The sequence below is a fragment of the Salinicola sp. MIT1003 genome (assembly GCF_001858555.1).
In the GTDB taxonomy this organism is placed as follows: Bacteria; Pseudomonadota; Gammaproteobacteria; order Pseudomonadales; family Halomonadaceae; genus Salinicola; species Salinicola salarius.
In genome coordinates, this window is record NZ_MCAP01000008.1 from 1 (window position 1) to 22,898 (window position 22,898).

15 protein-coding genes are annotated in these 22,898 nt (G+C 63.4%); 11 read left to right on the forward strand and 4 right to left on the reverse strand.

Going from position 1 to position 22,898, the window contains the following annotated elements; all coding sequences use genetic code 11:
• Positions 1–113: 113 nt before the first annotated feature.
• Both pncB and BC443_RS03860 read right to left on the reverse strand, forming a co-directional pair.
• Positions 114–1,289, reverse strand: coding sequence for a nicotinate phosphoribosyltransferase (gene pncB / locus BC443_RS03855; protein ID WP_071230535.1), 1,176 nt, complete (start codon positions 1,287–1,289; stop codon positions 114–116).
• Positions 1,290–1,360: 71 nt separating this feature from the next.
• Positions 1,361–1,654: a DUF4190 domain-containing protein gene (locus BC443_RS03860; RefSeq protein ID WP_247643214.1), complete on the reverse strand. Its 294-nt coding sequence runs from the start codon at positions 1,652–1,654 to the stop codon at positions 1,361–1,363.
• Between the two features lie 176 nt (positions 1,655–1,830).
• Here BC443_RS03860 and BC443_RS03865 point away from each other — a divergent pair, with 176 nt between their 5' ends.
• The 3 genes from BC443_RS03865 (at position 1,831) to BC443_RS03875 (ending at position 5,764) form a co-directional block, all read left to right on the forward strand.
• Positions 1,831–2,973 carry a GNAT family N-acetyltransferase gene (locus BC443_RS03865; RefSeq protein WP_071230537.1) on the forward strand — a complete coding sequence of 381 codons (1,143 nt, stop codon included), beginning with the start codon at positions 1,831–1,833 and terminating at the stop codon, positions 2,971–2,973.
• A 105-nt stretch (positions 2,974–3,078) separates the two neighbouring features.
• Positions 3,079–4,941 (forward strand): monovalent cation:proton antiporter-2 (CPA2) family protein, encoded by a 1,863-nt coding sequence (locus BC443_RS03870; RefSeq protein WP_083387200.1) that lies wholly within the window; start codon positions 3,079–3,081, stop codon positions 4,939–4,941.
• Positions 4,892–5,764 carry a fructosamine kinase family protein gene (locus tag BC443_RS03875; RefSeq protein ID WP_071230538.1) on the forward strand — a complete coding sequence of 291 codons (873 nt, stop codon included), beginning with the start codon at positions 4,892–4,894 and terminating at the stop codon, positions 5,762–5,764. The genes BC443_RS03870 and BC443_RS03875 overlap by 50 nt, the downstream gene beginning before the upstream one ends.
• Before the next feature lie 13 nt (positions 5,765–5,777).
• On the opposite strand, the gene BC443_RS03880 is transcribed toward BC443_RS03875, so the two are convergent.
• Positions 5,778–6,734, reverse strand: coding sequence for an SMP-30/gluconolactonase/LRE family protein (locus BC443_RS03880; protein WP_083387211.1), 957 nt, complete (start codon positions 6,732–6,734; stop codon positions 5,778–5,780).
• 190 nt (positions 6,735–6,924) lie between these two features.
• On the reverse strand, positions 6,925–7,584 hold the full coding sequence (locus BC443_RS03885; protein ID WP_071230607.1) for a TetR family transcriptional regulator: 660 nt from the start codon (positions 7,582–7,584) through the stop codon (positions 6,925–6,927).
• A 176-nt stretch (positions 7,585–7,760) separates the two neighbouring features.
• On the opposite strand from BC443_RS03885, the gene BC443_RS03890 reads away from it, so the two are divergent.
• The 8 genes from BC443_RS03890 to BC443_RS03925 all read left to right on the forward strand — a co-directional run bounded on the left by BC443_RS03890 (position 7,761) and on the right by BC443_RS03925 (position 22,858).
• A complete protein-coding gene (locus BC443_RS03890) occupies positions 7,761–9,050 on the forward strand; it encodes an efflux RND transporter periplasmic adaptor subunit (protein ID WP_247643215.1) in 1,290 nt (429 codons plus the stop codon).
• Complete coding sequence (locus BC443_RS03895) at positions 9,050–12,244, forward strand: efflux RND transporter permease subunit (protein WP_071230541.1); 3,195 nt, start codon at positions 9,050–9,052, stop codon at positions 12,242–12,244. The genes BC443_RS03890 and BC443_RS03895 overlap by 1 nt, the downstream gene beginning before the upstream one ends.
• A gap of 496 nt (positions 12,245–12,740) precedes the next feature.
• Positions 12,741–14,219 carry a glycogen synthase GlgA gene (gene glgA / locus BC443_RS03900; RefSeq protein ID WP_071230542.1) on the forward strand — a complete coding sequence of 493 codons (1,479 nt, stop codon included), beginning with the start codon at positions 12,741–12,743 and terminating at the stop codon, positions 14,217–14,219.
• A 59-nt stretch (positions 14,220–14,278) separates the two neighbouring features.
• Positions 14,279–15,553, forward strand: coding sequence for an alpha amylase C-terminal domain-containing protein (locus tag BC443_RS03905; protein WP_170835843.1), 1,275 nt, complete (start codon positions 14,279–14,281; stop codon positions 15,551–15,553).
• Positions 15,550–17,415 carry a malto-oligosyltrehalose trehalohydrolase gene (gene treZ / locus BC443_RS03910; protein WP_247643216.1) on the forward strand — a complete coding sequence of 622 codons (1,866 nt, stop codon included), beginning with the start codon at positions 15,550–15,552 and terminating at the stop codon, positions 17,413–17,415. Before BC443_RS03905 ends, treZ begins: the two co-directional genes overlap by 4 nt.
• A complete protein-coding gene (gene malQ / locus BC443_RS03915) occupies positions 17,412–19,544 on the forward strand; it encodes a 4-alpha-glucanotransferase (RefSeq protein WP_071230544.1) in 2,133 nt (710 codons plus the stop codon). The genes treZ and malQ overlap by 4 nt, the downstream gene beginning before the upstream one ends.
• Positions 19,541–22,285 (forward strand): malto-oligosyltrehalose synthase, encoded by a 2,745-nt coding sequence (treY, locus tag BC443_RS03920; RefSeq protein ID WP_071230545.1) that lies wholly within the window; start codon positions 19,541–19,543, stop codon positions 22,283–22,285. Before malQ ends, treY begins: the two co-directional genes overlap by 4 nt.
• Positions 22,286–22,393: 108 nt before the next feature.
• Positions 22,394–22,858: a DUF2934 domain-containing protein gene (locus BC443_RS03925; protein ID WP_071230546.1), complete on the forward strand. Its 465-nt coding sequence runs from the start codon at positions 22,394–22,396 to the stop codon at positions 22,856–22,858.
• Positions 22,859–22,898: the final 40 nt, after the last annotated feature.

The window sequence follows — 22,898 nt, forward strand, 5'->3', positions numbered from 1 at the left end:
CCTGAGCCCTGTGCAGTACAGGGCCCAGGCCTTAAACGCCGGCTAAATGAATCGTCCAACTTTATGGGGTCAGTTCAACCGCGTTCGTGGCTTTTTCGTTGGCGAGCTGAAAACTATTCGCTGGGGCGACTGAGGGCGAGCACGCGTTTGGCGAGGGCAATCATTTCCGGGTCGCCGGTATGCTTGTCGGGCACGTCGGAAAGCTTGACCACGGGCAGCCAGTGCTGGCCTTCCGGTCTCGCCTCGACCATCTTGATCACCATGTTCATCGGCTCGACGCCCACGTCATTGGTGAAGTTGGTGCCGATGCCGAACGCCATGCCGACGCGGCCTTGGCAGAACGACTGGATCCGCTCGACCTTCTCGGGTGTCAGCGCGTCGGAGAAGATGATCGTCTTGCTGCGCGGGTCGATCCCCAGTTTCTCGTAATGCGCGATGGTCGAGGCCGCGAAGTCGATGGGGTCCGCGCTGTCGTGTCTGACTCCATCGAAGAGCTTGGCGAACTTCTTGTCGAAGCTCTCGAAGAAGGCGCGGGAAGTGAACGTGTCGGTCAGGGCGATGCCAAGGTCGCCGCGATAGACATCGACCCAGTGCTCCAGCGCCAGGCTGTTGGCCATCTTGAAACCGAAACGGGCGCCGTGAAACATGAACCATTCGTGGGCGTGGGTGCCGATGGGCTTGACGCCGTGGCGCATGGCCAGCAAGACGTTACTGCTGCCGCTGAAGGCTTCGCCGCCATGATGGCGAAGCGCGCCGACCACCCGGTCGTGAACGTCGAAGGAAAACCGCCGCCGGGTGCCGAATTCGGCAATTTTCAGGCCCAGCCGCTGATACTGTTCGATCTTGGCTCGGGTGCGTGCCTCGACCGTTTCATCGTCGTCGCGCTTGACACCTCGCAGGCGATACCAGAGCTCGCTGATCAGCGCCATCAGCGGGACTTCCCACAGGATGGTGCGATACCACAGCCCCTCGATAGCGACCGAGAGTTCGCTGCCGGTCTGCTCGATGATGACTTCGGCGGGGTTGAAGCGAAAGCCGGCCAGAAAGTCCAGGTAGGTCGGATCGAGATAGGGACAGGTAACCTCGAGATAGCGCTTTTCCGCGTCGGTGAGCACGAGGCTGGCCATGGCATCGACTTCGCGTCGCAGGGCGTCACCGAATCCTTCGGGAAACGCATGCTCGCCGCGATTGATGAAAGCGTAGCGGGCCTGTGCATAGGGGAAGCGCTTGATCACGGCGTTCTGCATCGTGATCTTGTAGAAATCGTTATCGATAAGCGAAGTCAGCATGAAAACTCGTCATCAGCGTGAACACAATCCGCGGCCGTTGGCGCCAGCGAGCGTTTCTTCAATGAGATCGGCTACAGGAAAGCCATGATACCGAACATTGTCGCGACGAAACCGCCGAACAGCAAAAGACCGGCCAGCGAAAGCAGAATCAACAGATAGCCCAGTATCAAACCGGCGAGCGCCCAGCTATCGCCGGATTCCTGCCGCTGGCGAATCTGGCGCCGAGCCAGATGGCCGCAGACCACGCCGCCCAGTGCTGCTGGCGGCACCAGAGTGCCCAGCACGCTAAGCGCGAAAGCTGCCAGCGCCATGATATTGGTGGGCGGTGGCGTTGACGGGCTGGGAGGCGTCGGGGTGGGTGTCATCGGGTTGGGGTGGCTCTCTGTCTTGGCTGTTGCCAGAGTATCGCACGCTTGCCCGCGGCTCTCGAAGTTTTCAACATAGACTGAGCGACGAGCGACGAGCGACGAGCGACGAGCGACGAGCGACGAGCGACGAGCGACGAGCGACGAAAGACCGGAAAAGCAACGGGGGAGATCGGATGGCATTGCGGGTCGAGAATATCGGTAGCCTCGCGGCTACCCGTGCGTCGCTCTGGAATCATGTGGTCGGCGATCGTTATCCGTTTCTGCGCCACGAGTTCCTGGTGGCGCTGGAAGCCTGCGGCTGTGCCGATACGGATACCGGCTGGGAGCCGGATCACTTGATGGTCTTCGACGACGACCGGACGGTGGCGGTCTTGCCGCGCTACGCCAAATACCACTCGCGAGGCGAGTACGTATTCGACTGGTCCTGGGCGGATGCCTGGGAGCGCGCTGGCGGCGATTACTATCCCAAGTCGCTGTCGGCGATTCCGTTCACGCCGGCCTCGGGGCCGCGGCTGGCCGTGGTGGGCGACGTGGATCGGCGGGCGGTTATCGCGGCGCTGGCGCCGGTGATCCGCGATACCGGCCTGCAGAGCTGGCATCTACTGTTTGCCGACAGCGGCGAGGTGGACGACTGGCAGGCGGCGTTCGAAGCGCCGTTGATGGAGCGCCAGGCCGTGCAGTTTGCCTGGCGCGACGATGGATTCGGCAGTTTCGACGGCTTTCTGGCGCGGATGAGCTCGCGCAAACGCAAGGAGATCCGTCGGGAGCGTCGCAAGCTGGCGGAGCAGGGCTTCATGTTCGAGCGGCTGACGGGAGCGCGGATCGACGACGAGGCGCTGACACAGTTCTATCGCTGCTACTGCATGACATACCTGGAACGGGGCCAGCGTCCCTATCTGTCGCTCGAGTTCTTTACCCGGTTGCGCGACGACCTGGGCGATACGCTGCTGCTGGTCCGCGCCAGTGTGGAGGGACGGGCCGTGGCAGCCGCGCTCTGCCTGCAGGGAAGCGACACGCTCTACGGCCGCTACTGGGGCAGCGAGGTCGAGGCCGACTTTCTGCATTTCGAGACTTGCTACTACCAGGGGATCGAGCACTGCCTGGCACAGGGCTTGTCCCGTTTCGATCCGGGGACGCAAGGGGAGCACAAGCTGACCCGAGGTTTCGCGCCGGTCATCAGCCGCTCGCTGCACTATCTCGATCATCCGGGGTTTCGGGATGCCGTCGAGGATTTCTGCCGCGAGGAGCGAGCCTACGTTCATGCCTATTTCGAGCAGTGCCGATCTCGCCTGCCGTTCAAGGATCCGCTGCCTTGAGCGTGCAGACGTCAGGCGCGTGCTGCTGTCGTGCCGAGGTGAGTGATATGCTGAACCCAGGTTAAATTGGGCGGCGGATCTTGCCGCGACGAGGACAGATATTCGATGGGCTTTCTCACTGAAGCGGCTGTGCTGCTGGGCGCAGCCATCCTTGCGGTTCCCCTGTTTCAGCGTCTGGGGCTGGGGTCGATCCTGGGCTACCTCTGCATCGGCCTGCTCGCGGGCCCGTCGATCAGCGGCTTCATCTCCGAGCCGGAATCGGTGCTGCATTTCTCCGAGTTCGGCGTGGTCATGCTGTTGTTCATCATCGGCCTGGAGCTGGAGCCGCGTCGCCTGTGGGGGATGCGCAAGCGTCTGCTGGGTCTGGGGACGCTGCAGATGGCGGGCTGCGCAGCGCTGCTGATGCCGGTCGGGCTCCTGCTGGACCTGCCGCCGAGTATCGCCATCTTCCTCGGCCTCACGCTGGCGCTGTCGTCGACCGCCTTTGCGCTGCAGGTTCTCAACGAACGCCGTCAACTGGCGACGCCGCACGGTCAGAGCGCGTTCTCCATTCTGCTGTTTCAGGATCTGGCGGTGATACCGCTGCTGGCGCTGCTGCCGTTTCTGGCTGGGCGTGCCGACGCCGCGCCCGGCGACGGTTGGCTCATCGCCCGCAGCATTGGCGTGGTGATCGCCGCCATCGCCTTCGGTCGCCTGGTATTCCCTCGCGTGCTGGCGCTGATCGCACGTAGCGACGTGCACGAGATATTCACCGCCGCGGCACTGTTTCTGGTGCTGGCGATGGCGCTGGTCATGGAGTGGGCGGGGCTGTCGATGGCGCTGGGTGCCTTCCTTGGCGGTGTGATGCTGGCGGACACCCCGTACCGGCACGAGCTGGAAGCCAATATCGAGCCTTTCAAGGGGCTGCTGTTAGGGCTCTTTTTCATTGCCGTCGGCATGTCGGTCAACCTGGCATTGGTGCTGGACAACGTCTGGCTGGTGCTGGGGCTGGCCGTTGCGATGACGCTGGCCAAGTCCGTGGTACTGGTGATCGTCGGCCTGCTGGCGCGATTGCCCCGTCCGGAAATCCCCCGGCTGGCGACGATCATTTCCCAGGGCGGCGAATTCGACTTCGTGCTGCTGACGGCGGCGGTGGCGGCCGGCGTCATCGATCAGCGCATCGCCAGCCTGTGTATCGCGGCGGTCACGCTGAGCATGGCGGCCACGCCGTTTTTGTATCAACTAGGGGAGAAGGCGGGTGATCGTCTCAAGGAGAGCCGGCCGTTCGATACCGACTTCGGCGACGATACGCCGCCGGTGATCATTGCCGGCCTTGGCCGCTTCGGGCAGATGGTCGGGCGTATGCTGAAAATACAGGGGATCAATTTCACGGCGCTGGACCCCAATATCGCTCAGGTCGAGTTCATTCGCCGTTTCGGTTCGCGCATCTTCTATGCCGATGCGACCCGGCTCGATCTGCTGCGCGCGGCGGGCATCGACAAGGCGCGCCTGCTCGTCATCGCGGTGGATGGCGAGAACACCGCGCTGACCATCGCGAGACTGGCAAAGACGCATTTTCCGCATCTCACCGTCTATGCGCGGGCGCGCAATCGCCATCACGCCTGGCAGTTGATGGAGATCGGCGTCGATGGCGTGGTCCGTGAAACGTTCGCCTCGAGCATGGAGATGAGCGTCGAGGTCCTCAAGGGATTGGGGTATCCCAGCGCCAACGCCATCAATGCGGTGCGCACCTTCCGCGATTTCGACAACCAGTTGCTCAAGGATACCTATGCGCATCGCAACGATACCGAGCAATTGATGGCGACCGAGAAGGCGGCCATGGCCGAGTTGCAATCCCTGTTCCAGCAGGAGCTCAACCGGGGGCGCGCCGGCAGACGCGAAGAGGACACCGACTCCGACGATCGCGAGGAGATGCGCGATGACGCAGACACCGTTGCAGAGACTGAAACGTCGGCTCGCGGCGCTTGAGCTGCCGACCGGCACCGGGCTGGAACTCGACGCCGGCGTCACGCCGCTTTCCGGTGGCGACAGCGGCGCGGGGCTGTGGCGAATCGAGGGTGCGAGACCTTGCATCGTCAAGCAGGATTCGGCGGCGCGCGTCGCCGGAGAGGCCGATGGGCTGCGGGCGCTGGCCAGCGTTTGCCGTCTGCTCGTCGTACCGGCTGTCGTTGCCGAGGATGACGACCTGCTGGTGATGGAAGCCCTGGATGCCACGGGGCGACGCGACGGCGCAGCGCTGGGTGAAGGGCTGCGCCAGATGCACCGCGATTCCCGAGAGCCGCAGGGCGAGCACGGCTGGCCGCGGGACAATGCCTGCGGCGCGACGCCTCAGCCCAACGCGCCGCTAGCGGACGGCCGTGTCTTCCAGCGTGACCGCCGTCTGCTGCCGCTCACGAGGCTGTGTCGCGAGCAGGGGTTGCTGGATGCCGGTCTCGCCGAGCGTATCGAACGTGTCGCCGAGTCGCTCGAAAGCTGGCTGCCCGATACGCCGCCCTGCCTGGTGCACGGCGATCTATGGTCGGGCAACGTGCTGTTCACGCCCGCCGGACCTGCCATCATCGATCCGGCGGTCTACCGGCATTATTCGGAGGTGGATATCGCCATGCTGACGCTGTTCGGCGGGCCGGGCGATGCCTTCTTCGAAGCCTACTGGGATGGCGATCGTCCCGTCGACTGGGAGCGGCGCGAGGCGCTGTTTCAGCTCTATCCGCTGCTCAATCATCTCTCTCTGTTTGGCCGGGGCTATCTCGGTGGCGTCTCGCGCGCGGTGGATCGCATACTGGCCGGATAGAAGTGGACTCTGCTCAGGTTCGGCTCGCTGTGCGAATCTCCGAAGGCGCAATCGCTTCACCGATGACATGGTGGCCACGTGTATTGAGCGTGACTGCATAGAGCGACGTGGTAGCGCAGATATAGAGTCGGTTGCGACTGACGCCACCAAAGCAGACGTTGGCTACGGTTTCCGGAATCAGAATGCGACCAAGGCGTTTGCCATCCGGCGCGTAGCAGTGGACGCCGTCCCCGGCGCTCGTCCAGAGGTTGCCGGCGACATCCAGACGGAAGCCATCGAACAGCCCGCAGTCCGAGACCGCGAAAATCTCGCCGCCGACGAGGCGGTGACTCTCCTCGACCCGAAAGCGACGAATATGCCGGGGGGCATCGGCTCGGTGGGTCGCACCGGTATCCGACACGTAGAGCCAGGCTTCGTCGGGGGAGAACGCCAGGCCGTTGGGCTTTTCGAAATCCTCGGCAACGCGATGCAGTTGGCCATCGACGGTCAGGCAATAGACGTGGCAACCCATCTCGGAAGTTCTCAGCCCCCCTTCGTAATCGCTGTCGATGCCGTAGCTGGGATCGGTGAACCAGATCGAGCCGTCCGACCTGACGGTGACATCGTTGGGGGAATTGAGTCGGCTGCCCTCGTAGGTATCGGCCAGCGTAATGATACGGCCGTTGTGTTCGGTACGGGTGACGCTACGGCTACCGTGCTCGCAGGTAACGAGGCGGCCTTCCCGGTCCAGTGTCTGGCCGTTGCTGAAAGCGGAAGATTGACGAAAGATGGAAACATGACCGTCATTCTCGTCGTAACGCATGATGCGGTCGTTGGGGATGTCCGACCACAGCAGATAGCGCCCGGCAGCGAAATAGGCCGGCCCCTCGCACCAGCGGCCTCCTCGCCAGAGAGAGTCGAGCTGGCCGTTGGGCAGCACCAGGGAAGAGAAACGTTCGTCCTCGATAACGAGCCAGTCGGGGTGGGGCATGATAGGCATTCTTCTCTTGGTCTTGGGAAAGCTCTTGTCTTGGAAAAGTTCTTATCTTGAAAAAAGCTCTTGTCTTGAAAAGCTTCGATCTCGAAAAACGTCCAGTGTCGAGTGTCAAGCCAATCGTGTCTTTGCGACGATAGGAGGAGACCGGACGCTGATCATGGCATGTGGGTCCGGCCTGGCCGTGTCATTTCGTTCGTGCGGCAGGCTTGCCGGGTGAAGACGACGTCACCGAGGGAAGAGAAATGCGTTCGAAGAAGGTGTCGAGCATGCGCGGGCCGACATCGCCGATATCATAGCGCTCAGGATCACGCAGCCAGTCATGCAGGAGGCCCAGAATCATCGACATCAGCATGCGAGAGGCAATTTCCGGTTCGACGTTATCGATCAGGGTTCCGGTATCACGCGCTTCTTCGAAGCGTTCGACCATCGTTTCATAGCAGTCGCACGCCAGTTGATCCTGCAGCGCGAGAATATCGACATCGCTGGCGGACTCGCTGCAGTGCAGCAAAATGGTGTGCACGCGGCGCGAGCGCGGACCCTGTAGTCGCTCGAGAGCGTGAAGCGTGGCAAGGCGCAGGCTTTCCAGCGGCGCGTTGGGCTGGTCGGGATCCTCGACATCATCGAGTAACTGGCGCAGTGGCATCTTGACGCGATCGAGCATGGCGTGGAACAGATCGGACTTGTTCTTGAAATGCCAATAGACCGCGCCGCGCGTCATGCCGGCTTGCCGGGCTATCTGCTCGAGCGAGGTTCGTGACACGCCGCGTTTGAGAAAAATGACCTCGGCAGCGTCGAGCAGCGCTTCGCGGGTAGCCTCGGCTTCGGCTTTGGTACGTTTGGGCATGATGTTGTCGTCGACAGATGAGTGGAGTGCGAGACGTTGGGCCGGCATTTCTTATGATGTGGTTCAAGCTGCCGTTGGCAAAGCATACCAATTTCCCCGCAAGTTTACATTCATGTATGTATGCCTGTAAGCTCGCTGGATTACCCTAGGCATTCTTTCTTCCAGGACGGAGACTCATGCGCCCTAATCTCATGAATTGCACCCTCGGCTTCGGTGGGGCGTTGTTGCTGTCATTGGCACTGGCCGGCTGTGGCGGGGACGATCAGCAAAGTGCTCAGCAAGGTGGAAACCAGCAGCAGAAGCCGCCCACCAAGGCCGAAGTGATGGAAGTCGAGGCGCATGATGTCTCGCTCTCCAAGGAGTATCCCGCCCAGGTTCGCAGTAATCGCGAAGTGACCGTGATGGGGCGTGTCGAGGGCATTCTCGAAGCGCGTCATTACCGCGAGGGCAGCATGGTCGAGAAGGGCGACAAGCTCTTCACCATCGAGCAGGCGCCTTATGAAGCGACCGTCAAGCAGCGCCAGGCGGACGTGCAGAGCGCCAAGGCGGAAGTCTATCGTGCCCAGCGTGATGCCGAACGCTATCAGCGCCTGTACAACCAGAACTCCATCAGTCAGCAGCAGCGTGATCAGGCCCAGGCCGATCTGCGCACGGCTCAGGCGGCCCAGGCTCAGGCTCAGGCAGCGCTGGACAGCGCCCAGATCGATCTCAGCTATACCGAGGTCAATGCGCCGGTCAGCGGCATGATCAGCTTGAGCGAGATCAATGTCGGCAATCTGGTACAGCCGCCCCAGGAGCTGGCGACCATCACACCGCTTAACCCGATCGAGGTGCGCTTCTCGCTGCCTGCCGATGACGCCTTCTCGCTGCGCCAGCAGCGTCAGAAGGAAGATGAAGGCGTGGCGGATACCGCGGTTCTGACCGCACCCGGCACGGAAAGCGCCACCCGAGATGCGCTTCAGCTCCGGGGCAAGCTGGACTTTCTGGGTTCGCGAGTCGATGAATCCACCAGCACGGTGCAGGCCGAAGCCGTATTTCAGAATGAGGATCAGCTCTTCCTGCCGGGCCAGTTCGTGCGCGTGACGCTGCCTAACGTGATGCGTTACGACGTCTATGCCGTGCCGTCGATCGCCGTGACCGAAGGGCTCAAGGGGCCGCAGGTTTTCGTGCTCGATGACGAAGGCAAGACCGAGACGCGATTCGTGTCGCTGGGCGAGATCGCCGGTGACTGGCAGATCATCACCGAGGGGCTGAACCCCGGAGACCGAGTCGTCGTGTCGGGAATCGGCAGTATTTCCCCCGGCGATCAGATCGATGCGCAGCCGTTCACCGGCAAGGTGCCCAAGCCGCAGAACAACGCCGGTGAAAACCCCTCCCAGGAGCCCGACGCACAAGGTGGCGAAGGCGTCGCGGGCGCCCAGCGTGATGCGCAAGAGGCGAACGGCGGACAGAACGGAGCCAACTGATGAATTTTTCCAGCGTTTTCATCAGGCGGCCTATATTCGCGACCGTCGTCTCGGTCATCATTACACTGATCGGCTTGATGGCGATGCGTACGCTGCCCATCGAGCAGTATCCTTCGGTCGTGCCGCCGACGATCAGCGTTTCCGCGACCTATCCGGGAGCCAGTGCGCAGACGGTTTCCGATACGGTCGCCGCCGTGCTGGCGCAGGAGATCAACGGCACCGAGGACATGATCTATCTGACCTCGAGCAGTTCCGATAGCGGTCAGATGTCGATGAGCGTCTATTTCAACATCGGCACCGATCCGCAGACGGCACAGATCAACGTCAACAACCGCGTGCAACAGGCGCTGTCCCAGTTGCCGAGCGAAGTGCAGTCCCAGGGGGTCACGGTCGAGCAACGCTCATCGAGCGTACTGCTGTTCGTCGCGGTGACCGCGGAAGGGGGCAGCGATGCCTACGATTCGCTCTATCTGACCAACTACGCCAACATCAACATCACCGATACGCTCAAACAGCTGCCGGGTGTCGGGCAGGCGGAAGTGCTGGGCAGCCAGGAATTCGCGATGCGCGTCTGGCTCAATCCGGACAAGCTGGCGCAGTACGACCTGACACCGGCAGAGGTATCGTCGGCGATTCAGGCCCAGAACTCGGTAGTTGCCGCAGGCAAGCTGGGTGCCGAACCACAGAGCAACCCCACGCCCTACACCTACACCATCACGACCGAGGGTCGTTACGAGAACGTCGATCAGTTCCGGGATATCGTGCTGCGCACCAACCCGGACGGCTCCTCGTTGCGCTTGAGCGATGTCGCGCGGATCGAACTGGGCAAGAACAGCTACGGCATTCAGGGGTACGTCAACAACAGCCCGATCGCGCCGATCGCCATCTATCTGCAGCCAGGCGCCAACGCGCTCGACGTGGCGGCCGAGGTGAAGGCGTCGATGGCGGATCTCAAGACCCGCTTCCCGCCGGGCCTGAGTTACGAGATTCCCTATGACACCACGCTGTTCATCGATGCTTCCATCGAATCGGTGGAACAAACCTTCATCGAGGCGCTGCTGCTCGTCGCGGTGATCGTGTTCGTGTTCCTGCAGAGCTGGCGCTCGACGCTGGTGGCGATGTCGGTAGTGCCGATCTCGGTAGTAGGTACCTTTGCCGGCATGTACCTGCTCGATTTCTCGATCAACCTGCTTTCGCTTTTCGGCATGATCCTGGCGATCGGTATCGTCGTGGACGACGCGATCGTGGTCATAGAGAACGTCGAGCGCATCATGGAGGAAGACGAGGAGGCGACACCATTCAGCGCCAGTCTCGAGGCGATGAAGGAAGTTTCCGGCGCGGTCATCGCCACCGCCTTCATCATGTCGGCGGTGTTCGTGCCGGTTGGCTTCATGAGCGGCCTGACGGGGCAGATGTACCAGCAGTTCGCGATCACCATCGCGATCTCGGTGGCCATCTCCGCGATCGTGGCGCTGTCGTTCACGCCGGCGATCAGTGCGATCTTCCTGAAGCATCAGGATCGCATGAAGCAGTCCGGGTTCGTGCGTGTCATTCGCAAGCCGTTCGACTGGTTCAACAAGCTCTTCGACAAGATTACCGACCTGTTCATGGCGATCACCAACTTCATCATTCATCAGCTGTGGCTGGTGCTGGTCGGGTTGGTTGCCGCCGGGGTCTTCTCCTGGATGATCTTCGCCCAGTTGCCGGCGGCGCTCCTGCCTTCCGAAGACCAGGGGGTGGCTCTGGCCTCCGTCAGCCTGCCGGCAGGATCCTCGGTGGCACGGACCGACGCCTATGTGCAGGAGTTGAGTCAGCGGCTTCGAGATGCCGTCCCGGGGATCAATTACGTGGTCGGGATACCCGGTTTCGACATCCTGTCTAGCTCGCCCAATACCTCCAAGGGCACGGTCTTCGTCACCATGAAACCATGGGAAGATCGCGATATCACGGTGGATCAGCTGACGCAGAAGATCATGCAGATCGGTGGTCAGATCCAGGGCGGGCAGACGGTTGCCTTCAACCTGCCGCCGATACAGGGCCTGTCTCCCACCGGTGGCTTCACCGGTTACCTGCAGGCTTTCGGCGGCGACACGTCGCAGCAGCTCGCGGATGCCGCCGGCAAGGTGATGCAGGCCGCGGCGGAGCGGCCGGAGCTCTCCGGGGTGTTCTCGTCGCTCGATGTCAATGTGCCGGTCTACCGGGCCAAAGTGGATATCGAGAAGGCGCGTAGTCTCGGCGTGGATATCAGCGACCTGAATACGACCATGGCGAGCACGTTCGGTAGTTCTTTCGTCAACTACTTCACTCGCTCGAGCCGCAACTTCCAGGTCTATCTCCAGTCCGAAGACGATTTTCGTCGTAATCCCGAAGATCTGAGCAAGGTCTATGTACGCGGCGGTGACGGGCAGCGCGTTCCGCTCTCCGAGCTGGTCACGTTGACGCGAGGCAAGGCGCCGACGGTGCTGCAACGCTACAACACCTATCCGGCGGCGCAGTTCTCAGGTGGTCCGGCGCCCGGCTACAGTTCGGGTCAGGCCGTGGCGGCGATGCAGGAAGTGGTTGCCGATACCCTGGGTGTCAACTACTCGATGGGCTGGAGCGGTGAAGCCTACCAGCAGGTCAATGTGGGCACGGCGGCGACGCTGGCACTGTCGTTCGGCGTCATCATGATGTTCCTGATTCTGGCTGCGCAGTACGAAAGCTGGACCTTGCCGCTGGCGGTGGTTTCCGCCGTGCCGTTCGCCTTCGTCGGCGCTATCCTGGCGGTCTACCTGGCTGGCTTGAGCACCAGTGTCTACTTGCAGGTGGGCTTGCTGGTGGTGGTCGGCCTGGCGGCGAAGAACGCCATCCTGATCGTCGAGTTCGCCGAACAGCAGCGCAAGCATGCGGGACTGTCGGTGGTCGATGCGGCCAAGGTGGCGGCACGCCAGCGCTTCCGTCCCATCGTGATGACGTCTCTGGCATTCATCGGCGGTACGCTGCCCCTGGCATTGGCTTCCGGTGCCAGTGCGGCAAGCCGTAATCAGATCGGCACGCCGGTGGTCGGCGGGATGATCTCCATCACGCTGTTGGCGACGGTTTTCGTGCCGGCAACCTATGTGTTGATCATGAAGGTCACGCACGGGCTGCAGGCGAAATTTGGCAAAGGTGAACAGCGTCACGACCGTCAGCCGGAGGCGCGCGAAAGCCAGTAATCGACTGCGTCAAAATGACCAGTAATTCGGTCTTTCGAAGGCAACCCCCCTTGGGGGTTGCCTTTTTTGTTGGCTGGCGTTCATCGGCTGCGGTGACGTCTCAAAACAGGCTTTGACGCTTTCCGGCCGGTGGCATATATCTGTAATCGGGGCTGGAGGTCGGTGCCGGGGCGAGGTCGGTTGCGCCGAAAGATCGCCATCCCGTCGTGCCCGCGAATCATCGCTCAGCACATTGGCAGGTAACCGCGATCGCCGTTGATCTCCTTGATTAACGTCGGTTATGGCTGTGCCTGACGCCTGAGCGCAGGATGATGAGTCGAAGCTGGTTAATATTGACTGGTGAACCGAATGTTCAGGGAGGCTGAACATGACGCAGGCCGCAGTTCATGGAAGGGAAAGTCAGACGGCTGCGAGAGCTGAGGGGAAATCCCGCTGGTCCGCGTCGATAACCGGTCAGGCCTCGTCGAGGTCGCCTGCAGGCGTGTTGTCGCGACCGATGCCCGCATCGCCGACCCGGCGTCGGCGTGTGCTGTTCGTGACGACCGAGATTGCCGATTTCATCAAGGCTGGCGGATTGGGTGATGTCTCCGCCGCCTTGCCTCGTGCACTGAAACCCAATTACGACGTACGCATCCTGATGCCAGGCTACCGGCAAGTGCTGACTGCCGGCCGGCCGATCGTGCATGTGGCCAGTCTGCCCGCCAGTCATGACTTGCCTGCCTGCGAGATTGGGCGTCTTCTCTGCGAGGATGGCCTGATCGTCTACGTCGTGCTCTGTCCGGAGCTCTACGACCGGGATGGTAACGCCTACGGTGACGAACTGGGGGTGGGCTGGCCCGACAACGATATCCGCTTTGCGCGTCTGGCGATGGCGGCCGCCGAGATCGTCAATGACGCGACCCTGCTCGACTGGCAGGTGGAACTGCTCCATCTCAACGACTGGGCGACCGGACTGGCGGCCGGTTATGTCCGCTGGCTCGGAAAGCGTTACGTTCCTTCGGTCTATACCATCCATAACCTCGCCTATCAGGGCATCTTCCCCGCCGAGCGTCTCCCGGCACTCGGGATCCCGGCATCCGCGTTTCATATCGATGGGGTGGAGTTTCACGGCCAGCTCTCCTTCATGAAGGCGGGGCTTTCCTACGCTTCCCATGTCACGACGGTCAGCAGCAATTACGCCGACGAAATCACCACGGCTCCCCTGGGTTGCGGGCTGGAGGGCTTGCTCAAGAAGCGTGCGCTGGAAGGGCGGCTCAGCGGTCTGCTCAACGGCATCGATGATCATTGGGACCCGCGCACGGACCCTCATTTGGCGCCCAACTTCGGTATTAACGACTGGCATGGCAAACGTGCCAATACGCAGCGCGTGCGCCGGATGTTCGGCCTGGATCCGAGCAGTGGCCCGCTGTTTGCGGTGGTTTCCCGCCTGGTGGCGCAGAAAGGGCTCGATCTGACCATTCAGGTCGCCGACGCCATCGTGCGAGCCGGCGGACAGCTGGTGGTGATCGGTCGCGGCGAATACGCCATCGAGCAGGCGCTGGTCGAAATGGCCGCGCTCTACCCTGGGCAGGTCGGCGTCAATATCGGCTTCGACGAGGGCGAGGCGCGACAGATCTACGCGGGCAGCGACTTCCTGTTGATGCCGTCTCGTTTCGAGCCCTGTGGCCTGAGCCAGCTTTACGCCCAACGCTTCGGCTCATTGCCGATCGCGCATCGGACCGGCGGCCTGGCGGATACGATCCAGGATGGCATCAACGGGCTGTTGTTCGACGACATGAGCCTGGAAACCTATCGCGCCACCGTGCTGCGTGCGTTCGACCTGTTCCGCGCCACCGATCTGTTCTACGCCATGCGGCGGGCGGCAATGGCGGGGCGGTTGCATTGGCGCCAGGCCGTGATTCCCTATCGGCGACTCTATGCCGACCTGTTGACGGAGGCGATAGTGCGAACCGAAGACGTCGTGACAAGACCATGATGATCGTTGCCGACAATCGCACGCCGCCTTCGTGGCCTCAGGGCCTCGAGCCTCTGAACATGAATCCGACTGAGGCGGCCTGGACGCTGGCGCTCTCGTCGTCTTTCTCCTCGGATTCGTCTGGTGACAGCGGAAGACAGGCGGCATGGCCCTGGGATGACGGCGACTGGATGCGGGCCAGGGTCGGGCGCCATGGTGGCGATATGCCGCTGGCGCTCTATCGCCTCGATGCCGCGGATTGGTACGTCTCCCGATTCCCGCCGCCCCTGAACTGGAACCATCTGGCACAGGAGCTGGTGCCCTATGTCGCCGATCTGGGATTTACCCATGTCGTGCTCGACGAGGCGCTCATCGGCCAGCCCGATACCGTGGTCTGCCAGTTCGTCGAGACATGCCATGTCGCCGGCGTAGGTGTCATGGTTCGGTATCCGACGGCCTCGCCATCGTCCGAATCCGGCTTTCTCGCCTGGTGCCAGCGCTGTCATATCGACGGCTTCGAGGAAGCCGACGACGCCTCACGCGCCAGCGGCTGTCACCTGTTTCAGAGCGAGACCACCGAGCTATTGCTGACGTTGCATCGACGGCCGCGCTGGCGGGTAGCGAGTGCTCACTATCTGGCGCTCGACCCCGCCGAGCGCTCCCGCTGGCATGCCGATTGGATCGAGGCGTTGACGCCACACGAAACCGATCGGGGACTGCTGGAGCAGATGCCGGACGAGACGTCGGCGCTCGGTCAGTGGCGACAATCCATTCACGGTGACGACTGGCAGCGTTTTGCTGCGTATCGAGCGAGCCTGGGGTTAATGTGGGCGCTACCCGGCGACAAGCAGGTGGCGATGGGCGTCGAGCTGGGCCAGGTGCTGGCCGAGCCCCGGGAGTCCGCCATGCACTGGCCGCTGCTGTTCGAAAGCCGACACGCGGGCGTGCTCCGGCTGATGGCCGATCTCAACCGGCTTTACGTCAACGAGCCGGCGATGCAGATCCGCCACGACGATCAGCTCGGTTTCGAATGGCTGGTCGACGACGATAGAGATAACTGCGTGATCGTTTTCGCCCGCCATACCGAAAGCGGCCATGCCAGCATGATCTGTCTCTGCAACTTCCAGGCCTCCGTCCACTACCACTACCGGTTGGGTGTCCCCAGCGCCGGCTGGTGGCGGGAAATCTTCAACAGCGACAGCGTCTTCTACGGCGGTAGCAATGTGGGCAATAGTCGTGGCGCGACGACGGAGCCGATTCCCAGCCATGGTCACGCCCAGTCGTTGGCCGTGACGGTACCGCCGATGGCCGCGCTGTTCCTGCGCCACGAAAACTGGATCGAGGAAACCCCATGAGCGCGTCTTCCGGTTCCAGCGAATCGAGCATGACTGTCACGCCATCCGATGTCATGAATGAGGCGGCCTGGGCGCCTTTCTATGGCGCGTCACTGACCGCCGAAGGGCGTGTTCGCTTTCGCCTGTGGGCGCCCAGCGCGCAGCGGGTGGATGTGGAGTGCGAAGGCATGGCGCCTCAGCCGATGAACCCGATGGCGGAGGGGGATTTCGAACTCGAGCTGGACTGCCCGCCGCAGGCCGCCTACCGCTACCGTGTTTTCGTCGAGGATGACGATGACGGCATGCCCGTGCCCGACCCCGCCTCGAAAGCGCTACGCGGTGGCGTCGACGGGCTGACCTGCGTGGTCGACTCGAATCGCTACACATGGCGCCATGACGAATGGGCAGGCCGGCCATGGGAAGAGACGGTCATTTACGAAGTTCACCTGGGCGCCTGCGGCGGAATCGACGGCTTGCGCCGACGGCTACCCGCGCTGGTGGAACTGGGTGTGACCGCCATCGAACTGATGCCGCTCGCCGAATGCCCGGGGGAGCGCAACTGGGGATACGACGGCGTCCAGCCCTACGCCGTGGCGGCCTACTACGGTACGCCGGAGGCGCTCAAGGCACTGATCGACGATGTCCACGGGCACGGGCTGATGATCTTCCTCGATGTGGTCTACAACCACTTCGGCCCGGATGGCAATTTCCTGGCGCACTACGCCAAGGCGTTCTTCCGCGATGACCTGCAGACGCCCTGGGGCGATGCCATCGACTTCCGTCGTCCGCAAGTGCGCCGCTTCTTCATCGATAACGCCCTGATGTGGCTGCTCGAGTATCGTTTCGACGGGCTGCGGTTCGACGCCGTTCATGCCATCAGTGAGCGGGATTTCCTGGTCGAGCTGGGACAGACCTTGCGCGAGCGGGTCGGTTCGACTCGCCACTGCCACCTGATGCTGGAAAACGAGCATAACCAGGCTAGTCTGCTGGACCCGGCGCTGTTCGATGCGCAATGGGCCGACGACTGGCACAACGCGATGCATGTCCTGCTAACCGGCGAACGCGAGGGCTACTACGCCGACTTCGCCGAGCACACCACGGAAAAGCTGGCGACCGCGCTGGGCGAAGGGTTCATCTATCAGGGCCAGCCTTCACGCAAGGGCGAGGCGCGCGGCGAGCCCAGCGGGCATCTGCCGCCGACGGCGTTCATCGACTTTCTGCAGAACCACGACCAGATCGGCAACCGTGCGCTGGGGGAGCGTCTATCCCGGCTGGCCGAGCCGGACGCGCTCGATGCGGCAACGCTGATGCTGCTGATGTCTCCCGCCATTCCACTGCTGTTCATGGGAGACGAGTGGGGCTCGACGCAACCCTTTCTGTTCTTTACCGATCATCGCGACGCCCTGGCGGATGCGGTACGGGAAGGCCGTCGCCGTGAATTCGCCGAGTTCGGCGCCTTCGAGGACCCGGCGCAACGCGAGCGCATCCCTGATCCCAATGCCCTGACCACGTACGAGGCTTCCCGGCTCGATGACGATGAGGCCAGCGCGCCGGAACATCGGCGTCATCAGGCGCGTTTTCGGCAGTGGCTGGCGCTGCGTCACGAGCACCTCGTGCCCTGGTTGAAGGGAAGTTGCGCCATCGGCGCTCGTGTGCTCGGTGACAAGGCCGTGGAGGGTCGCTGGTCGCTGGGTAATGGACATACGCTGACCATCGCCATCAATCTCTCGCCACAACCGGTGTCCGTAGTCTGGCAGGAGACACCGCTAGTCTGCTCACGAGATGGCGTGGATGAGCATATCGCAGAGGGTCGACTGCCGGCGCGGACCAGTGCCGTCTGGCTCCAGCCCTCGGGTGACGTGCCGGGAGAGCCAGACGTATGACGACTGTTCAGGATGGATATCAACCCTCTACCGAGTTGCGCCAACTGGCAGAGTCGGTCGGCTTGCTGTGCGAATGGGTCGGTAGCGACAACCAGCCTCAGACGCTGTCCGACGATCGCCAGCGCACGATGCTGGCCCGCCTTGGCTGGCCGGCGGGCGACGACGAGGAGGTCGCCGCCAGCCTGGCCCGTTGGCAGGCGCGACGATGGCCCTCCGCGTTCGAGCAACTGCCGCCGATGCTGATCGCCGATCAGGGCCAGCTCACCCAGGTGCCCGTCGTCGGCAGCGGCGGGTGCGCCTTCGCCATCCGGCTCGAGAGCGGCGAGACGATGGACGGTCATCTCGACGATAACGGTTGCCTACCCGCGATCCAGGAGACGGGGTATCACCACGTCTGTTTTCTGACGGAGCGGGGCGACGACAGCGTGACCCGGACTCTGGCAGTGGCACCGCCGCGCTGCTTTACCCTGGACGATATCGCCCGGGAGCGCCGTCATGCCCAGCCGAGCTACTGGGGCGTGGCGGTACAGCTCTATGGGCTGCGGCGCGAGGGCGATGCTGGTATCGGCGACCTGCAGGCGCTGGACGACCTCTGTGCCGTGGTGGCCCGCGCCGGTGCCGATGCGGTTGCCATCAGTCCGCTGCATGCATTGTTTGCCTCGCATCCCGAACGGTTCAGCCCCTATTCGCCCTCCAGCCGGCTGTTCTACAACGTCTGGCACGCCTCGCCGGAGTGTGTCTTCGATGCGGAAACCCTGGCGCGGGCGCAGGCGCCGTTCAGCGAGGCGATGGCGCAGCAGGCCAGTCTCGAGTTGATCGACTGGCCGACCAGCGCGCGCCTCAAACTGTCGATGCTGGAACGGCTGTTTCTGCACGTGCAGCGCGACGAGAGCGCGCTTGCCTGGCGCTCGCAACTGGTCGCCTTCCGTCGCGATGGCGGTGGCAGCCTCGAGAGTCACTGTCGTTTCGAAGTGCTGCAGGCGCATGCCGACCATGCCGATTGGCGGCAGTGGCCCGAGGCATGGCGGGATCCCCGCGGGGAAGCGGTGGAAGCGTTCGCCGAGCAGCACCGGGAAGCCATTACATTTTCGGTCTTTCTGCAGTGGCTGGTGGCGGCCGGACTCGAGCGTGTACAGAACAACGCGCGTCAGGCCGGGATGGCGGTGGGCTTGATCGCCGATCTGGCCGTGGGCGCCGATCCCACCGGTAGCCAGGCCTGGAGTGATCCGGAAGAGCTGTTTCCGGGGCTCAGCGTGGGCTCGCCGCCGGATGCCTTCAATGCCCACGGCCAGAACTGGGGCGTGGCGGCGTTCTCTCCCCAGGGGCTGGTCGATTCCGGCTACCGGGGGTTCCTGGCCATGCTGCGAGCCAGTCTGGCGCATGCCGGCGGCTTGCGGATCGACCATATTCTGGGGCTTTCGCGACTGTGGCTGGTCCCGGAAGGGGAAACGGCGCAGCAGGGGGCCTATCTGCGCTATCCGCTGGACGATCTGCTGCGACTGGTATCGCTGGAGTCCTGGCGGCATCGGGCCATCGTCATCGGCGAGGATCTGGGGACCGTCGAAGCCGGGCTGCGGGATCGGCTGGCGGCGCGGGGCGTGCTGGGCATGAGCGTGATGTGGTTCGAACGAGAGGGCGAGGCGTTCCTGCCGGCCGAGGCGTGGCGCCGGACCACCATGGCCACCACCAGCACCCACGACCTGCCCACGGTAGCAGGCTGGTGGCTGGAGAACGATCTGCACTGGCGGAACCGGCTGGGGCTGCTGAAAGCGGGCGAGGATCCGGCTGAGCTCAGCGAGCAGCGGAGTCAGGACCGGCGCCGTCTGGTCAGCGCCTGCGAGCTCGACGAGGTCGCCGGCGAAGGCGGTATCGCCAGCGACAGCGTGGACGTCGAAGATGTCATTGATGCCGTACTGGCGCACGTGGCAAAGACGCCGACACCGCTGGCGCTATTTCCGCTGGAGGATCTGCTGGGATTGAAGGAACAGGCCAATCTCCCCGGTACCTTCGACGAGCATCCCAACTGGCGACGCCGGTTACCGGCACCCGCGCCGCAGGCGTTGAACGAGCCGGCGGTGCAGCAACGCCTGTCACGCATCGATGGCATACGCCGGGAGCGCCGAACATGAGACCGCTTCGCGCCACTGTCAGATTGCAGCTGCATGCCGATTTCACCTTCGACGATGCCTGTCGGCAAGTCGACTATTACGCCGAGCTGGGCATCAGCCACTTTTATCTGTCGCCCTTTCTTGCCTCGCGAGCAGAATCGGCCCATGGATACGACGGCATCGACCCGACCCGGGTGGACTCGGAGCTGGGTGGCGAGGCGGGGCTGGGCCGGCTGGTCGAAGCGCTGCACGCGGCGGACATGGGCATCCTGGCCGACATCGTGCCCAACCATCTGGCGGTGGGCTCCGAAAATCCCTGGTGGCAGGACGTGCTGGCGCATGGTCGTGCCAGTGAATACGCCCGCTTTTTCGACATCGACTGGGAACAGTCCGGCGCCGACGGCAAGCTGTTGTTGCCGTTTCTCGGTGACCGTTACGTGCAGGTGTTGGAAGACGGTGAACTGACGCTGGCGTGGGATGCGGAAAGAGCGGCCTTTTTCGTCGTCTACCATGAGCACCGGTTTCCGCTGAATCCGGCGCACACCTCAGCGCTATTGGCATCGGCTGCTGCCGATGCCGATGCTGATCGAGACGGCCTGCAACCCGAACGAGTCCGGTCCTCGGAAATCAGCCACGAAGAGCGCAGGGGCGACGATCCGCTCATCGCGGCCACCCTCGCCCGCCATGACCCCGCCACCGAGGAAGGCAGGGCGCGACTGCATGCGTTGCTGGAGCGTCAGGCCTATCGGCTGGCCTATTGGCGCACCGCCAACGACGCGCTCAACTGGCGCCGATTCTTCGATATTACCGAACTGGTCGGCGTGCGGGTCGAGGACGAGAGCGTTTTCGATCTGTCCCATGCCTACGTGCTCTCTCTGGTAGAACGCGGGTGGATCGATGGTTTGCGCATCGATCATATCGATGGCCTGGCCGATCCCCGTGGTTACGCACTGCGCCTGCGCGCACGTCTCGATGCCATCGCCGAGCGTCGTCAGGAACTGAACGGCGAGCGGCGCAACGAGACTCGACGGCCGATCTACGTCGAGAAGATTCTCGGCGACGGCGAGCATCTACACACCGACTGGGATGTGGACGGCACCACCGGCTACGAGTTTCTCGATCTGGTCTCCGGTATCCAGCACGACCCGGCGGGGCGCGAACCGCTGGCTCGGCTGTGGCGCGAGATCAGCGGCCGCGAGGACGACTTTGCCGCCGAGGTCCAGGCGGCACGCCGGGAAATGCTCGAAGGGTCGTTGGCGGCCGAGTTCGAACGTTGCGTCAAGGCCGTCGGGGCGCTGGCCAGCGCCAGCCCCGCCACCCGCGAGTTCAGCCTGCCGGCGATTCGGCGCGTTCTCGGCGCCCTGGCCGTCGGCTACCCGGTCTATCGCAGTTATGCCGACCAGGATGGGCGGCCGGATGCCGATGCCGAAGATTTCGACCACGCCATGCAGATGGCTCGATCGCAGCTATCGGCGGCCGATGCGGCCTGGTTGCCGCTGCTCGACGACTGGTTCGGCGGCAAGGCGCCCAACGATTTCGACGAGCCCGAACGGCAGTGGCGTCTGACGGCGCTGACGCGGTTTCAGCAGCTGACATCGCCGCTGGCGGCGAAGGCGGTCGAGGACACCGCGGGTTATCGCTCGGCGGTGCTGCTGTCACGCAACGATGTCGGCTGCGAAGGGGCGCACTTTGCCTATGCACCGCAACGCTTGCACGAGGCGAATCGGGAGCGTCTGGAAAGATTCCCCCGCGGCATGCTGACCACCGCGACGCACGATCACAAGCGCGGTGAAGATGTCCGTGCCCGGCTGGCGGCGCTCAGCGAACTGGCCGATATAGTGGTGCCCAGAATGCAGGCATGGGCGCGCGATCAACGCCTCTACGATAGTCGCGAAACGCCCAGCGGCGGGGATCGCCTGATGATGCTCCAGTTGGTGCTGGCGGCCTGGCCCCTGGAGCTGAAGCTGGAGCCGGACGCCGAGTTCGCCTCCCCGGACCGCCAGGCACTGACCGACTTCGCTGACCGTATCGTCGCCTGGCAGCAGAAGGCGATGCGAGAGGCCAAGCTCGACAGCCACTGGCTGGCACCCGAAGAGACCTACGAACAGGCGGGCGAAGACGCCGTGCGCTGTGCGCTGAGCGGCGGCGATCTGACGCGGGAACTGGCCGAGACGGCGGCGCTGCTGGACCTGCCCGGGGCGATCAACGGCCTGGCGCAGACGGTGCTGCGGCTGTGTTCCCCCGGCATACCGGATCTCTATCAGGGCACCGAATTCTGGGACCAGTCGCTGGTCGATCCAGACAATCGCCGCCCGGTGGACATGGCCGCGCGCCGCGAGGCGCTGGAAGGCGCGGAGATGCCGGCCTCGGCCTGGAAGCACTGGCGGGACGGTGCCGTCAAGCAGGCCGTCGTGCAGCGCCTTTTGAGCCTAAGACGGGAGCATCCGAGCCTCTTCAGCGAAGGGGAGTACGTGCCGCTGCAGGCCAGCGGCGCCTATGCGGATCACGTCGTTGCCTTTGCCCGCAAGACGCCGACCCAGACCCTGGTTGTGGTCGTGCCGCGCCTGTCGACGGTGCTGTCGGCGTCATCGCTGGAACGGGAACTGCAGTGGTCGGATACCACGCTGTCTCTCGAGACGCTGGGGCTGGAGGGTACCGGAGACGCCTGGCTGACGTCGGCGCCGGTAGCGTCGCCGGCCAGACTGTCGCTACATCAACATTTGTCGGATTTCCCTTGCGGGGCTTGGGTATGGACATCCTGAACCCGCTACTTTGAAAGTGAGGCGTCGGTCCAGCCGGCGCCGGTCTTGCATGAATTTGGCGGGGCAGGGATGACCCCGCCACGCAACGAAAAGAGAAAGGAGGGCGTCATGATGACCAGTCGCGAACAACGTGTACGGATGCTGGCTTATCGCATTTGGGAGTCGGAAGGCCGCCCTGAGGATCAGGAAGCGCGCCATTGGGAAATGGCCGAGCGAATCGTCGAGGCCGAAAACGCGCGCGAGGAAGAGCACGAATGGCGCACCGCGTCCGATGAACCTTCCCTGTTGGAAGGTGAGGAGCCGCCGGCCGAGCCCGAAGAACTCGGCATCGACGAGATGCGGCTGCCACTGGACGATCCGGAAACGGAAGCCCGCAAGGAAGAGGACACGGGTGTCGAGGTGACGACGCAGCCGGGACGCGCCAAGTCTGCCTCGCGGAGCAAGGCGGCGAGCGGCGGAGCGGGAAGCGATAAACCGGCCCCACGCAAGCGTGCCACGAAAGCCTCGAGTGCCGAGAGCGACAAGGTCAAGCCAGCACCCAAACCACGGAAGCCCCGTGGCAAGAGTGAATGATTTCTCGTCTGGAACACAGGCGGCAAGGTCGATTTGGCTC

Coding starts and splice junctions, on each gene's coding strand:
- BC443_RS03875 (WP_071230538.1), top strand. CDS start 4,892: ATGACGCAGACACCGTTGCAGAGACTGAAACGTCGGCTCGCGGCGCTT.
- pncB (WP_071230535.1), bottom strand. CDS start 1,289: ATGCTGACTTCGCTTATCGATAACGATTTCTACAAGATCACGATGCAG.
- BC443_RS03895 (WP_071230541.1), top strand. CDS start 9,050: ATGAATTTTTCCAGCGTTTTCATCAGGCGGCCTATATTCGCGACCGTC.
- treY (WP_071230545.1), top strand. CDS start 19,541: ATGAGACCGCTTCGCGCCACTGTCAGATTGCAGCTGCATGCCGATTTC.
- BC443_RS03860 (WP_247643214.1), bottom strand. CDS start 1,654: ATGACACCCACCCCGACGCCTCCCAGCCCGTCAACGCCACCGCCCACC.
- BC443_RS03905 (WP_170835843.1), top strand. CDS start 14,279: ATGAATCCGACTGAGGCGGCCTGGACGCTGGCGCTCTCGTCGTCTTTC.
- BC443_RS03885 (WP_071230607.1), bottom strand. CDS start 7,584: ATGCCCAAACGTACCAAAGCCGAAGCCGAGGCTACCCGCGAAGCGCTG.
- treZ (WP_247643216.1), top strand. CDS start 15,550: ATGAGCGCGTCTTCCGGTTCCAGCGAATCGAGCATGACTGTCACGCCA.
- BC443_RS03880 (WP_083387211.1), bottom strand. CDS start 6,734: ATGCCCCACCCCGACTGGCTCGTTATCGAGGACGAACGTTTCTCTTCC.
- glgA (WP_071230542.1), top strand. CDS start 12,741: ATGCCCGCATCGCCGACCCGGCGTCGGCGTGTGCTGTTCGTGACGACC.
- malQ (WP_071230544.1), top strand. CDS start 17,412: ATGACGACTGTTCAGGATGGATATCAACCCTCTACCGAGTTGCGCCAA.
- BC443_RS03870 (WP_083387200.1), top strand. CDS start 3,079: ATGGGCTTTCTCACTGAAGCGGCTGTGCTGCTGGGCGCAGCCATCCTT.
- BC443_RS03865 (WP_071230537.1), top strand. CDS start 1,831: ATGGCATTGCGGGTCGAGAATATCGGTAGCCTCGCGGCTACCCGTGCG.
- BC443_RS03890 (WP_247643215.1), top strand. CDS start 7,761: ATGCGCCCTAATCTCATGAATTGCACCCTCGGCTTCGGTGGGGCGTTG.
- BC443_RS03925 (WP_071230546.1), top strand. CDS start 22,394: ATGATGACCAGTCGCGAACAACGTGTACGGATGCTGGCTTATCGCATT.